The organism is Thioclava sp. F36-7, from assembly GCF_002020075.1.
GTDB classification, from domain to species: domain Bacteria; phylum Pseudomonadota; class Alphaproteobacteria; order Rhodobacterales; family Rhodobacteraceae; genus Thioclava; species Thioclava sediminum.
This window is the reverse complement of the sequence record NZ_MPZR01000004.1, coordinates 14,253-26,333: the sequence shown is the minus strand read 5'-3', so window position 1 is coordinate 26,333 and position 12,081 is coordinate 14,253. Positions and strand designations below refer to the sequence as shown.

Sequence of the window (12,081 nt, the reverse complement as noted above, 5' to 3'; positions counted from 1 at the left end):
TTCGAAAAATCAGCGGCGCGATCTGACGAATTCGACGATGCCATAGACCGCGAGGGCGGCGACGCCGACGATCAGCATCGGCTCGACACCGTGGGTATGGAAATGCGTGCCGGAATGCGCGAGGGCCGGGCTGGCGAGCGTTGCGCCCAGAAGCGTTGCGAAGCTGGTCTTCATTGGTCGATCTCTTTCTTGCGTTGAGTCAGGAAGTCGCGGATGTCGAGCACGGATTTCTCGTCCATCGACACGTAGATCAGCGACATGTTGGTGCGTTCGCGGACCATCTCGCCCGGGAACGGAAGGTAGGACAGTTCACGCGAGCCGAAGGAGGGCGAGGCGGTGCCCACCTGCCATTCGGTCTTCAGCTCCACATCCACGAGTTTCAGCGATTTCGGCCCCGTGGACGAGGGACGCTCGAAGGGGACACCCGCGAGCTTGAGATAGCTCGTCTTGTCGGAGGCCTGCATGAAGCCGTCGATGAACTGGGTGGCGAGAACCTGCAGGTCCGCCGCCTCGTCCTCGTGCTGCATGTGGCTGTGCAGATGCTCGCCATGGGCGTGGTTGTGACCATGCCCGTGATGCGCGTGGTCATGGGAATGCCCGTGGCTGTGCCCGTGATCGTGGTGGTGATGGTGCCCGTGGGGGGCGTGATCATGCGGCATGGCTCAGCCCACCTTATGCGGTTCGGAATTCGACCAGCGCTTGCCCTCAAACTCGCCATGGGGCAGCGAGACGGGCTTGTCGATATGCTTGCGATGCGCGCCGAGTTTGCCATTGGCGACCAGCGAGCCCAGCACATCCACGATCACCCGCGTGCCCATCAGCGCGGTGATGTCGGACACGTCGTAGGGCGGCGCGACCTCGACCAGCTCCATCCCGCAGATGCCCTCGGCGGCGATGCCGGAGGCCAGCGCCAGCGCCTCGCGGGGCAGGAAGCCGCCCGGTTCGGGCCAGCCGGTGCCGGGCACGAAGCCGCAATCGATGGAGTCGATATCGAAGGACATGTAGACCATGTCGACCCCTTCCCACGCCATTTCGAGCGCCATCTCGATCGTCTTGTCGATGCCCATCTTCTCCATGTCGCCCATGGTGATGATGTTGGTCTCACGCTCGCGCGCGACCTTCACCGCCTCGCGCGGGACCTGCCAGCCGCCGATGCCGATCTGCACGAGGTTCTTCGCAGGCACGTTGGGCAGGTTGGTCGAGTGGAACCACGGCGTGGTGTGCATCCGCTCGTCGAGGTCTTTTTCCTGAATGTCGGCATGGCGGTCGAAATGGACGATGCCGATCTTCTTCGAGGTGCATTCGGCGATGCCGCGCACGCAGGGAAAGCCGATCGAGTGGTCGCCGCCGATCATGATCGGGAGCGAGCCCGAGGAGAAGACGTGGCTGACCGCGCGGCTGATCTGGTCGAAGCTCTTCTCGATATTCGCCGGGATGGTGAACACGTCGCCCGCATCGCAGAGCGTCATCTGCTCGCGTAGGTCGACGCCGATCTCGTAGTTGTAGGGCGTGTAGAGCGCGGAGATCTTGCGCACGCCCTGCGGCCCGAAGCGGGTGCCCGCGCGATAGGTGGTGCCGCCGTCGAAGGGGATGCCCAGCACGGTCGCGTCGTAATGCGAGACCTCCAGCACGTCCTCGGCATAGGGCGCTTTCAGGAAGGTGTTGATGCCCGCGTAATGGGGCAGCTCGCCGCGCGCGAAGGTCGGGATCGACTTGTCCTCGATGCTGTCCGCGCCGGTCAGACCCATGCGCAGCGCCCAGCGGCGTTCCTCGTCCCAGCGGCCTTCGGGGAGTTCCGCCTCTTTGCGCATCGCCTTCCAGCCGGCGAGCTTGGTCAGGTCCGGGTGGTGCTGGCGGCGCTCGCGCAGGGCATGCGCCGCGATGGCCGCTTGCGGGTGGTGCGGGCGCGATCGCCCGCCTGGCAGGTCATGGAACATCTCTGTCTCCAATCTATCGAAGCCCCTGATCGGGGCAGGCTGTCTGGACCTTGGCGGCGGCCCGCGCGCGGGGCCCAGCGGCGCGCGCGGTGAAACTTTGATCTCAGTCCGGCGCGGGCGCAGGGTCGCTTTGCGCGGCCAGAGACGGGATCTTGTCGAGGATGTGCTGATACGGGATGCCGTGATCGCGGGCGTCGAAATCATAGGTGATCGTCGCGCCGTAGCGTTCGGGATAATCCGGGTCCCAGCGGGTCTTGTCGAACACCAGAACGCGGTCGCCCAGTTTGAAGCCCTCGCCCAGATCATGGGTGACCATGAAGACGGTCATGCTGGTCTCGGCGCGCAGCTGCGTCAGGAATTCGTGCATCGAGAGCCGTGTGCCCGGATCGAGCGCGCCGAAGGGCTCGTCGAGCAGCAGGATGCGGGGCCGCGCATGCAGCGCCTGCCCTATGGCGAGACGTTGCTGCATCCCGCCCGAGAGGGTCGAGGGGTAGTTCTTCGCCACATGGGCCAGCCCGATCCGCTCGAGAACCTCATCGGCGCGGGCCCGGGCCTCGCGCAGCTTCGCGCCACGAAACCAGCCGAAGCCTTTCGGGAAACTCTCGGCGGCGACGATGTTGTCGCGCACGGTCATATGCGGGAAGACCGAGTATTTCTGGAACACCACGCCGCGCTCGCGGCCCGGTTCGCGCGCGGGCCGACCGCCATCGACGGTGATGCGGCCCCGCGTGGGGGTCTCGTCAGCGAGCAGAAGCCGCAGGAAGGTGGATTTGCCGCAGCCGGAGGCGCCGACGATCGAGACGAACTCGCCCTCGGCCACGTCGAGATTGACGCGTTCGATGATCGGGCGACCGTCGTATTCCTGGAAGACATCGCGGACGGTGACGAAGCTCATAGCCCACCTCCCAGCCACGGGAAGGCTTTGCGCGAGAGCGTCTTGAGCGCGAAGTCGATCAGGAAGGCGAGTAGCGTGATCCAGATGACGTAGGTCAGGATGATATCCATCGCGAGGTAACGTCGGACGAGGAAGATGCGGTAGCCAAGGCCGACCTCGGCCGCGACGGCTTCTGCGGCAATGAGGAACAGCCACGCGGCGCCAAGCGACAGGCGGATGGCCGCGATCAGGCGCGGCAGGATTTGCGGCAGCACCACGCGCAGCGCGATGACCCATGTGGAAGCGCCCAGCGTCTGCGCCTTCACGATCTCTTCGTGCGGAATGTCGAGCACGCGTTGCGAGAGGTCGCGGATCAGGAAGGGCGTGATGCCGATGACGATCAGCACGATCTTCGAGGTCTCGCCCAGTCCGAAAACGATGAAGAGGATCGGCAGGAGCGCCAGCGGCGGCACCATCGAGAGCACCGCGACGAAGCTCGACAATCCGCGTCGCACGTAAGGCAGCAACCCGATCCCCACCCCGACCGTCAGAGAAATCAGCGCCCCGATGCCGACCCCGAAGGCCAGACGCCGCAGGCTCGCGAAAGTATCGGCCCAGAGGAGGATTTCGCCGGTACGCTTGTTCGGCTCGGTGAAGAGCCGCCCGGCGGTGTTCATGATGGTCTCGGGCGCGGGCAGAAGCTTGTCTTGCGGGTTCGCCGCGAGCCGGATTTCCGAGCCGATCCAATAGGCGATGAGCACCGCCACGAAGGGCAGCGCGGCCAGCAGGATGCCGGTGGGCCGGGTCGGATGTCGGTTGAGCAAACGCATGGGCGCTTTCGGCAATTGTCGGAAAAGGGCCCGGCCCGAAGGCCGGGCAAGTCAGATCAAAGCGCGCCGTCGGCCGCCATCTGCATGTAGGTCGTGTCGAAGCGCAGCTTCACATTGGCTTCGTCGCCCGTGACTTTGCCGTCAGGATATTCGACGCCCACGAAATCGGCCGAGGGTGCATCGACACCAAGGATGCCCTTGTCGAACAGGAAGTTCGCGACCGTGGTCATGGTCTCGGGCATCTCTGCGCTCGAAGCCTGCTCGACCGCCTTGGCCGGATCGTAGAACATCGCCGTCGCGGCGAGCTGCGCCTTGTAGCCTTCGAGATCGGTGCCGGCAGCCTCGGCCATCGCGGTCAGGGCCTCTTCGTCGCCTGCGGCCATCTTCGACATGACCTCATACCAGGCGCCGACCACGGCCTTGCCGAAATCGGGATTGTCCTTGAGCGTCTCGGTATTCACCACCATCAGATCGAGGATCTCGCCCGGGATCTGCGAGCTGTCGAAGAGCTTGTTCGCATCGGGGTTGGTGTCGAGAATTTCCGACACCAGCGGGTTCCACGTCACGACAGTCTCGACCTCGGGGGTCGCGAAGGCGGCGATCATGTCGGCGTCGGAGGTGTTCACGACACCGGCGAGATCCTTCTCGGCCAGCCCGGCCTTGTCGAGCGCGCGCGCCAGCAGGTAATGCGAGACCGACAGCTCGACGAGGTTCACCTTGGTGTCCTTCAACTCCTCGATCGAGGTCGCTTTCTTCGAGATGATCGCGTCATTGCCGTCGGAATAGTCGCCGACGATCAGCGCGGTCGTGTCGACGCCGCCGCCCGACGGGATCGAGAGCGTGTCCATGTTCGTCGCCGAGACGCCATCGAAGCCGCCCGCGGTGTATTGGTTGATCGATTCCACGTAGTCGTTGATCTGAACGATATCGACGGTGATGCCGTATTTCTCGGCCCATTTGTCCATGATCCCCGAGCTGTCCAGATAGCCCCAAGGCATCCAGCCGGCATAGATCGACCATGCGAGTTTGAAATCGGTTTTCTGCTCGGCCATCGCGGGCGAGAGAGAGGCGGCGAGAACGCCCAAGCTGAGGGCCGTGGCGGACAGGAATTTCGTTCTGGTCATGGTCTTCCCCGTTGGCATGCGTCCCGCCTTTTTATGGCGTAGAGGCCGACCCGCTGGCGGAACAAGAGATGAGGCGCGGGTCAGACCTGCGCAGTAATCTCCCGGGATTTTGGCCCGCCGTGTGCCCGCACGGAATTTGCCGCGTGGGTGGCACTTCTCGGACCAGACCTGCCTTGTCGGCAACGGAACCCTAAGCGCCCTGCAGGTTCATTCGGGCATGACCTTGGTGCGTTTCCAAAGGTGGAGAGGGGGCAAAAGCCGCCCGGATTGCGCCCCGCATGGCAATTGGGCGCAAAAAACTCTCAAGTGATGGCTTTTTGGGCAGCGCCCCAAGCATATTTGATCGGTTGGTGCGCTTTTCGTGCGGCTTCGTGATTCCTCGCGAGGTGTTGAAGGCGGGGCGTGAGGCGCAGCTTAATCGCCCGATCGGGCCTCCACCGGTGCGCCGTCTTCCAGCGTTTCGACGGGATAGAGCACGACCTTGTCGCCTTCGTTCAGACCGTCCTGAAGCTCGGCATAGGTGCCATTGTCGGTCCCGATTTCCACGTTCACTTCCCGCGCACGCCCGTCCTCGACCTTGAAGACGGCCCAGCCGGTGCCGCGCCGGAACAGGGCGCTCGACGGCACCCTCAGCGCGTCGGGGTTCTGCCAGACCACGATCCGGGCGGTCACCTGAAAGCCGTGACCCAGACCGGCCCGCTGCGCGGCATCGCCGGTAAAGGCGATGACCACGCCGACGCGTTGCTCCTCGACGCCCAAGGCGGAGACCTTCGTCGTGCCCGATGGATCGATGCGGACCACCTTGCCCTCCAGCACGTCCGGCCCGCCCCAATCGGTGATTTCCACCGGATCGCCGAGGCGCACGCGCACCGCGTCGCGCGACAGAAGATTGGCCACCACTTCGAGCCCCTCCGAGATGTCGCCGATCTCCATGATCGGGGAGCCCGCAGAGAGCACGGTCTCGTTTTCCTGCAGGATTTGCAGCACCGTTCCCGTGGCGGGCGCATAAAGGGGGATCGGCTCGACCCCGTCGCTGTTGTTCGCGGCGGCATCGTTCTGCAGCACGGATTTCGCGGAGGCCAGCGCCGCCTCGCGCATCGCGATGGCAGCTTTCGCGGCGGCTTCCTGCGCGGCGGCGTAATCGGCATTGATCTGATCGCGGTCCAGCTTGGACTGGCTGATCGTGCCGGAAAGCGCGAGCCGCTGCGACCGCGCGAGATCGCTATCGGCCTGTTCGCGCATCGCGACGGCGGCGCGGTAATCGCCCTCGGCGGCACTCAGCGCGGCTTGGGCCTCGGCCAGCGCGGCTTCCGCCTGCGCCCGGCTGCGCGCATCCAGCACGGCGGGCAGGGCAGGGCGCATCCGGGCGACGACCGTCTCATTCGCGACGACATGATCGCCGACATGGATATCGAGCCGCTGCAGCCTGCCGCTCACCGGGGTCGAGACGGTGTAGCTTTCGCTCACGCGGGTCCGGCCATCATCCTCGATGACAAGCTTCATCGGGCCGCGCGTGACCTCGCCCATATCGACGGTCTGCGGCTGCGGCCAAAGCAGCGCGGCAATTGCGCCCGCCGCGATCAGGCCGATCAGGATGAGAATGAGCCATCTGGTCCGGGGTTTTGGTGTCACGGGTCAGTCCCTCGCCTTGAGCGCCGAAATCATGTTCAACCGATCCAGCGCGCGGCGCAACATCAGGATCGAGGCCAGTGTCGCGGAGACCACGACCAGCACCGCCGTCGCGATGCTGGGCAGATCGAAGCTGACGCTGACCCGGTAGAGTTCATTGGAGAAAACGCGTGCGATCAACTTGGCAAGCGTCCAGCCGAACCAGATGCCGACCGGGAGCGCGCAGGCGACCAGCAGGGTGATCTCCCCGGCCAGGATCAGCGTCACCTCTCCGCGGGTGAAGCCAAGGACGCGCAGGCTCGCCAATTCATGCGCGCGTTCCGCGAATGCGTTGCGCGCGGCGTTGTAGACGATGCCGAAGCTCAGCACGAAGGCGATCGCCCCGAAGACGAAACGCATCTGGCCCGCGCCCTCGTCGGCGATTTCCCGGAACGCCGCCAGGCTGTCGGATTTGATCGAGACGCCCGCGACTTTGGGACGCTCGCGCAGCTCGTGCAGAAGCTCAGGCGACGGGGCGCCCTCGGTGCGGATCGAGACCGAGGTGATCCGGTCCGCCTCGCCCACGGCCCGGGTCAGCGAGTCGAGGCGCATATAGGCCGGAGCGCCCAGCAGGGTGTCGGAGATCGCCGCGACCGGCAGCGAGAGGGTCCGCTTGCGGCCCTCGGTGACCTCGGCGGTGAGGTTTTCGCCGGGCTGGAGTTTCAGTACATCCGCGAGCCCCCGCGAGATCACGACGCCCTGCGCGGGTAGGGCGATCGGCTCCAGATCGGGGCGCAGCGCGCGGTTGAGCTGCGCATCCTCGGACAGGCCGGTCAGTTCGCCGCGATGGGTGATGACGCCGTTGCGGAAGAGGACCGGCACATAGCGCGTCGGTTCGGCCTCCAGCACGCCGGGCAGGTGCGCAATCTCATGCGTCACATCGCGCGAGACCGGGTGGATGAAGCTCACCGTCGCGTCGGAGCGGTCGGCAAAGCCGAAGGTGACATCCATCGTGTGGTCGAAGCCCGAATAGATCATCAGCATCGCCATGTTCAGCGCGAGCCCCGCGGCCACGCCCGCGACCGTGCCGAGGCTGCGCACCGGCTGCCGCGTGATCTGGCGCAGGATCATCCGCCCCGGCTGGTCGAAGACCCTCGTGACGGTCGCGAGGAAGCCGACCCGGCCATGGGTAAAATCGGGCGGGGCCGGGGGGCGCATCGCCTCGGCGGGTGTCAGGCGGAACACCGTGCGCAGCGCAATCGCCGCACCGAGCGCGGCGGCGATCAGCGAGAAAGCGAGCCCCCCGGCGAAGGGGCCGGGACGCATCGAGAAGACGAGATAGGGAAATTTGTAGAATTCCATGTAGAGCCCGGTGATCGAGCGCCCGAGCATCACGCCCAGTGCCGATCCGAGCAGCGCGCCCGCGAAGGCGATCATCAGCGCCATTTCGAGGTAGTGCCCCGCGATCTCCGCCCCGCTATGGCCGAAGGCTTTCATCAACCCGATCTCCCGCCGCTCGGCCTGCACGATCCGGGTGATCGTGACGTTGAGCAGGAAGGCCGCGACGGCGAGGAAGATCGGCGGCAGAAACACCCGCGACTGGCGCAGGCCTTTGAGTTCCTCCTCGATGAAGCGTGCCGAGGTCTGCTGGTCCTGCACATAGCCCGCGCCGCCGCCATAGGGCGCCATCAGCCGGTCGAGATCGGCCAGCACCGCCTTGCGGGGCCGCTCGCGTGTGGTGAGCGCCAGCACCTCGTTGAACGCGCCGTCGAGATCGAGCACGGCACCGGCGGCCTTGCGCTCCATCCAGATCACGGCGAAGCGGCCATCGGTCGGGAAGAATTCGCCCGGTGCGGGCATGAACAGAAACTCCGGTGCGCGGGCGAAACCGACGACCTGCAGTTTTTGGTGGCGGCCTTCGACGGTGACGCCGAGCGTGTCGCCAAGCGCGATCCCGCGGGCGGCTGCGAATGTGTCGAGCAGCACGACCTCGTCGCTGCGCCCGGCGATGGGCTTGCGTCCTGCCGTCATCAGGATGCCGTTGAGCCCCGCCGCACCGGGCAGCGACAGGATGCGCGCCTGCACCGGCTCGCCGCCGTCTGCGTCGATCCGGCCGAAGCCGCTGATCCGGCCTTCGGCGGCCAGCACGCCGGGAATGGCGTTGACCTGTTCCATCATCGAGCTGGGCGCGCGGGTGAGCGGCTCGAAAACCTGCGCCAGCCGGTGCCGTTCGAAATAGGCGTCGCGGGTGACGGTGAGCGTGTCGGTCAGCCCCGCCATCATCACTTGCACCATCACGCCCAGAGCGACGACCGCCGAGATCGCAAGCGCCTGCGCCCGGATGCGCCAGAGGTCGCGGAAGAGCTTGCGATGGAGAACGGTCAGGGCCATCGGCTTACCATTCGATCTCGGCAGGATCGGCGCGGGTCTCGTTGACGATCGTCTCGCGCAGTTGGCCATCGGTGAAATGCAGCACGCGATGCGCCATCGCCGCTGTCGCCGCCGCATGGGTGACGATCAGCACGGTGGTGCCCAGTTCGCGATTCACATCGTTGAGCACCTGAAGCACACGGCGCCCCGTCGTGCTGTCGAGCGCCCCGGTCGGCTCGTCGCAAAACAGCACCGCCGGACGCTTCGCGATGGCGCGCGCGATGGCGACGCGCTGCTGCTCGCCGCCCGACATCTGCGCCGGGAAGTGGTCGAGCCGTTCCTCCAGCCCCACCAGCCGCAGCGCCTCGCCCGCATCCATCGGGTCATGCGAAATCTCGGTCACCAGATCGACATTCTCGCGCGCGGTGAGGCTGGGCATCAGGTTGTAGAACTGAAAGACGAAGCCGACATGGCTGCGCCGATATTGCGTCAGCGCGCGGTCGGACATCTCGGTCAGGTTCTGATCGCCGAACCACGCCTGACCCGAGCTTGGCCTGTCGAGCCCGCCGATGATGTTGAGAAAGGTGGATTTGCCGCTGCCCGAGGGGCCCAGCAGCACGACGACCTCGCTGCGCGGAATTTCCAGCGTCACCTCTCGGAGCGCGTGGACCGCGGCAGGACCTTCGCCGTAGGTCTTCGACAATGCTTCGGTGCGAAAGGCAGGCTGCACGCTCGGCCTCTTGAGATAGATCGGGCAAAGTGCCCGACCCAGATCAGATCACAGCTTCTTCAGGCAGTCAAAATTTGTCGGCTCTGGCGGGGAGTTGAGCGCTTCAGCGTGGCCCCGCCGCATCGAGGCGCAGGGGCGCGTTACGTGCTGAGGCTGTGGAAGAAGAGGTCGATCTCGAGCGCCAGTCCGAACTCGAATTCGTTCAGCTCGGGATGGGTCCATTCGTGCTGCTCGAGATGGTCGAGGAAGTCGCGCCGTTTGCGCTCGTCGCTCGCATCCAGCGACAGGGTCTCGGCGGCGCGCAGCAGGTCGATCCGCTTATGGACCTCGCGCATGGCGGAGAAGGCTTCCATCATCACCGGCATCAGGCGCGGCTCGCTCTGCCAGGTTTGCCCGCCGAAGACCTCCTGGACGACACGGTTGCCCGAGCCGAGGCAATCATAGGCGACGCAGCCCGACATGCCTTCCTGCGTCAGCTTGTCGTGGATCGAGCATTCGTGCCCACAGAGATGCCGGCAGGGCTCGCCGGGGTTCTTGCTAAAGGCGAAATCTTTGCCCTTGTCGAAGGCCAGCACCAGACAGCACAGGGCTGCGCATTGGGAACAGTCGGTCTTGAGACGGTCGGTCTGGGACATTCTGGCCTTCGCTTAACGGGACCTCGCATGCGAGGTCGTCGGGCCGTGATATCCCGCAAAACGGCTCTCGAATGCAAGGGCTGCGCGGGAGGCGCGCGTCGATGCCCCGGCAGCGGAGGAGGCCTCGCTGCCGGGGTCATTCCAGCTCAAAGGGCTTCAATCGCCTTTGCCAGCATGTCGCGCACTTCACCTGCGACCGACTTGAGCTGCGGATTGTCGATCGCCGTCATCGAGGCTTCCGGGTCGATCGCGCAGACGAGGATGTCCGAACCGTCCTGCCGCAGAATGACGTTGCAGGGCAGCATCGCGCCGACATTCGGCTCCAGCTGGATCGCCTGATGCGCCATCTTCGGATTGCAGGCGCCGAGGATCAGGTAGCCGGGCATGTCCGCGTCCAGCTTCTTCTTCATCGTGCCCTGCACGTCGATCTCGGTGAGCACGCCGAAGCCTTGTTCCTTGAGGGCCTCGCGGGTCCGGGTGTCGGCCTCTTCCAGCGTGGTATCGGTGAGGCGTTTGTCGATGGTGTAGCTCATGGTGTTGGCTCCTTGAGTTGAAAGCGGTTCAGGTTTCGACCGGGTAGTCCTGCGCGGACCATGCGCCGAAGCTGCCCGGTACGGCGGAGACGTTTTTGAACCCGGCACGGTGCAGCAGGCTCGCAGCGACGCTGGCACGGTAGCCGCCCTGACAATAGACCGCATAGTCGGTCGAACGGTCGAGCTGGCCCATCTCGTCTTCGAGCGTGCCGAGGAAATGGTGGATCGCGCCGGGGATATGGCCGCCGTCCCATTCCTCGTCCTTGCGCACGTCGAGCGGGGTCAGATCGCTGCCCTTCAGCGCCTGCACGGTGACCTGCGGGATATGCGCAAGCGGTCGCCCGGAGGTGCGCCATGCGGCGATGCCGCCGTTCAGGTAGCCTGCGAATTTCGTGAAGCCGACGCGCCAGAGACGCAGCACAGCCTCGTCGATGTCGCTAGCTTTTTCGCTTACAAGCGCGATGGGTTTGTCGGGATCGAGCATCCATCCGGCCCAGACCGAGAGGATCGGCTGCAGCCCGATGTTGATCGAGCCCTCGATAAAGCCGCCGCCGAAGGCGAGCATGTCGCGGAGATCGACGAGCTGCACGTCATCCTTGGCAATCAACGCCTCGAACTCCTCCGGGGTCTTGCCGATGCAGCGCGGCAATCCGTGCATCACCTCGGGGCCCGCCGCGTTGACCTTCTTAAGGCGCGGGTAATGCGTGGGCACCGGCGGCGCGTCCTTCGTCATCTCGTCCTTGAAGGCCTCCAGATCGGTGATCTGGACGTATTTGTTATGGGCTTTCTCATAGGCGATGCTGGTCGACATCCGGTCGCCGATATTCGGCCCGCAAGCTGAGCCCGCGCCGTGACAGGGATAGACCAGCACGCCGTCAGGGAGTTGCATGTAGAATTCCTGCGTGGTGCGGAACAGCGCCTCGGTCAGTTCCTCGGTCTTGTCGTCGCCCAGCAGGTCGGGGCGGCCGACCGAATCCACGAAGAAGGAATCCCCGCTCAGCACGCCCCACGGGTCGTCATTCTCCTTCTCGTAGAGAAGGAAGGAGACATGTTCGGGCGTGTGCCCCGGCGTGTGCCGCGTCTCAAGCGTGAGTTGGCCGAAGGTGAATTTGTCGCCATCGCGGATGCCCTCATGCGCGAAGTCATATTCGGCGCCGCCTTCGACGCTGACGCAAAGCTTGGGCGTGCCATCCAGCCGGTCCACCAATTCGCGCGCGCCCGACAGGAAGTCGGCGTGGATATGGGTCTCGAAAACATGGGTGATCGTCAGGCCGAGCGCCTTGGCGCGCTCGATATAGATATCGCAATCCGGGCGGGGATCGACGACCGCGGCGGTGCCGCTGCCGGTGTCGCCCAAGAGGTAGGAGCACTGGGCGATCCCTTCCGCAAGGATCTGTTCAAAACGCATGGTCATGTCATTTGCCTCCGAATTTCCGTCAG

Annotated in this window: 12 protein-coding genes and 1 riboswitch; all 12 genes read right to left on the bottom strand. The window is 65.2% G+C overall.

Translation table 11 applies throughout. The features are described 5' to 3' along the window. Window positions 1-9: 9 nt before the first annotated feature. The 12 genes from BMI89_RS20585 to BMI89_RS08040 all read right to left on the bottom strand — a co-directional run bounded on the left by BMI89_RS20585 (window position 10) and on the right by BMI89_RS08040 (window position 12,055). Complete coding sequence (locus BMI89_RS20585; RefSeq protein WP_143593862.1) at window positions 10-174, bottom strand: peptidase M23; 165 nt, start codon at window positions 172-174, stop codon at window positions 10-12. Beyond that, window positions 171-659, bottom strand: a complete 489-nt coding sequence (locus BMI89_RS08090; RefSeq protein ID WP_078570542.1) for a hypothetical protein — start codon at window positions 657-659, stop codon at window positions 171-173. Before BMI89_RS08090 ends, BMI89_RS20585 begins: the two co-directional genes overlap by 4 nt. Window positions 660-662: 3 nt before the next feature. After that, window positions 663-1,937 carry an agmatinase family protein gene (locus BMI89_RS08085; RefSeq protein WP_210402152.1) on the bottom strand — a complete coding sequence of 425 codons (1,275 nt, stop codon included), beginning with the start codon at window positions 1,935-1,937 and terminating at the stop codon, window positions 663-665. A 103-nt stretch (window positions 1,938-2,040) separates the two neighbouring features. After that, window positions 2,041-2,832, bottom strand: a complete 792-nt coding sequence (locus BMI89_RS08080) for an ABC transporter ATP-binding protein (protein ID WP_078570541.1) — start codon at window positions 2,830-2,832, stop codon at window positions 2,041-2,043. After that, window positions 2,829-3,641: an ABC transporter permease subunit gene (locus BMI89_RS08075; RefSeq protein ID WP_078522763.1), complete on the bottom strand. Its 813-nt coding sequence runs from the start codon at window positions 3,639-3,641 to the stop codon at window positions 2,829-2,831. Before BMI89_RS08075 ends, BMI89_RS08080 begins: the two co-directional genes overlap by 4 nt. Before the next feature lie 56 nt (window positions 3,642-3,697). Continuing rightward, window positions 3,698-4,765: a putative urea ABC transporter substrate-binding protein gene (locus tag BMI89_RS08070; protein WP_078570540.1), complete on the bottom strand. Its 1,068-nt coding sequence runs from the start codon at window positions 4,763-4,765 to the stop codon at window positions 3,698-3,700. Between the two features lie 96 nt (window positions 4,766-4,861). Beyond that, window positions 4,862-4,970: riboswitch (guanidine-I (ykkC/yxkD leader) on the bottom strand. A gap of 209 nt (window positions 4,971-5,179) precedes the next feature. After that, entirely contained in the window at window positions 5,180-6,397 is a 1,218-nt protein-coding gene (locus BMI89_RS08065; protein ID WP_078570539.1) for an HlyD family efflux transporter periplasmic adaptor subunit, read from the bottom strand. A 3-nt stretch (window positions 6,398-6,400) separates the two neighbouring features. Beyond that, the gene (locus BMI89_RS08060; protein ID WP_168176782.1) at window positions 6,401-8,764 is read right to left on the bottom strand and encodes an ABC transporter permease; all 2,364 of its coding nucleotides are present in this window, start codon (window positions 8,762-8,764) and stop codon (window positions 6,401-6,403) included. A 4-nt stretch (window positions 8,765-8,768) separates the two neighbouring features. After that, window positions 8,769-9,473, bottom strand: a complete 705-nt coding sequence (locus BMI89_RS08055; protein ID WP_078551102.1) for an ABC transporter ATP-binding protein — start codon at window positions 9,471-9,473, stop codon at window positions 8,769-8,771. Window positions 9,474-9,613: 140 nt separating this feature from the next. After that, window positions 9,614-10,108, bottom strand: a complete 495-nt coding sequence (locus BMI89_RS08050; RefSeq protein ID WP_078570537.1) for a hypothetical protein — start codon at window positions 10,106-10,108, stop codon at window positions 9,614-9,616. Window positions 10,109-10,254: 146 nt separating this feature from the next. After that, on the bottom strand, window positions 10,255-10,641 hold the full coding sequence (locus BMI89_RS08045) for a DUF302 domain-containing protein (protein ID WP_078570536.1): 387 nt from the start codon (window positions 10,639-10,641) through the stop codon (window positions 10,255-10,257). Between the two features lie 28 nt (window positions 10,642-10,669). Next, window positions 10,670-12,055, bottom strand: a complete 1,386-nt coding sequence (locus BMI89_RS08040; protein ID WP_078570535.1) for an MBL fold metallo-hydrolase — start codon at window positions 12,053-12,055, stop codon at window positions 10,670-10,672. Window positions 12,056-12,081 lie beyond the last annotated feature (26 nt).

Coding starts and splice junctions, on each gene's coding strand:
- BMI89_RS08050 (WP_078570537.1), bottom strand. CDS start 10,108: ATGTCCCAGACCGACCGTCTCAAGACCGACTGTTCCCAATGCGCAGCC.
- BMI89_RS08090 (WP_078570542.1), bottom strand. CDS start 659: ATGCCGCATGATCACGCCCCCCACGGGCACCATCACCACCACGATCAC.
- BMI89_RS08080 (WP_078570541.1), bottom strand. CDS start 2,832: ATGAGCTTCGTCACCGTCCGCGATGTCTTCCAGGAATACGACGGTCGC.
- BMI89_RS08075 (WP_078522763.1), bottom strand. CDS start 3,641: ATGCGTTTGCTCAACCGACATCCGACCCGGCCCACCGGCATCCTGCTG.
- BMI89_RS08070 (WP_078570540.1), bottom strand. CDS start 4,765: ATGACCAGAACGAAATTCCTGTCCGCCACGGCCCTCAGCTTGGGCGTT.
- BMI89_RS20585 (WP_143593862.1), bottom strand. CDS start 174: ATGAAGACCAGCTTCGCAACGCTTCTGGGCGCAACGCTCGCCAGCCCG.
- BMI89_RS08085 (WP_210402152.1), bottom strand. CDS start 1,937: ATGTTCCATGACCTGCCAGGCGGGCGATCGCGCCCGCACCACCCGCAA.
- BMI89_RS08060 (WP_168176782.1), bottom strand. CDS start 8,764: ATGGCCCTGACCGTTCTCCATCGCAAGCTCTTCCGCGACCTCTGGCGC.
- BMI89_RS08040 (WP_078570535.1), bottom strand. CDS start 12,055: ATGACCATGCGTTTTGAACAGATCCTTGCGGAAGGGATCGCCCAGTGC.
- BMI89_RS08045 (WP_078570536.1), bottom strand. CDS start 10,641: ATGAGCTACACCATCGACAAACGCCTCACCGATACCACGCTGGAAGAG.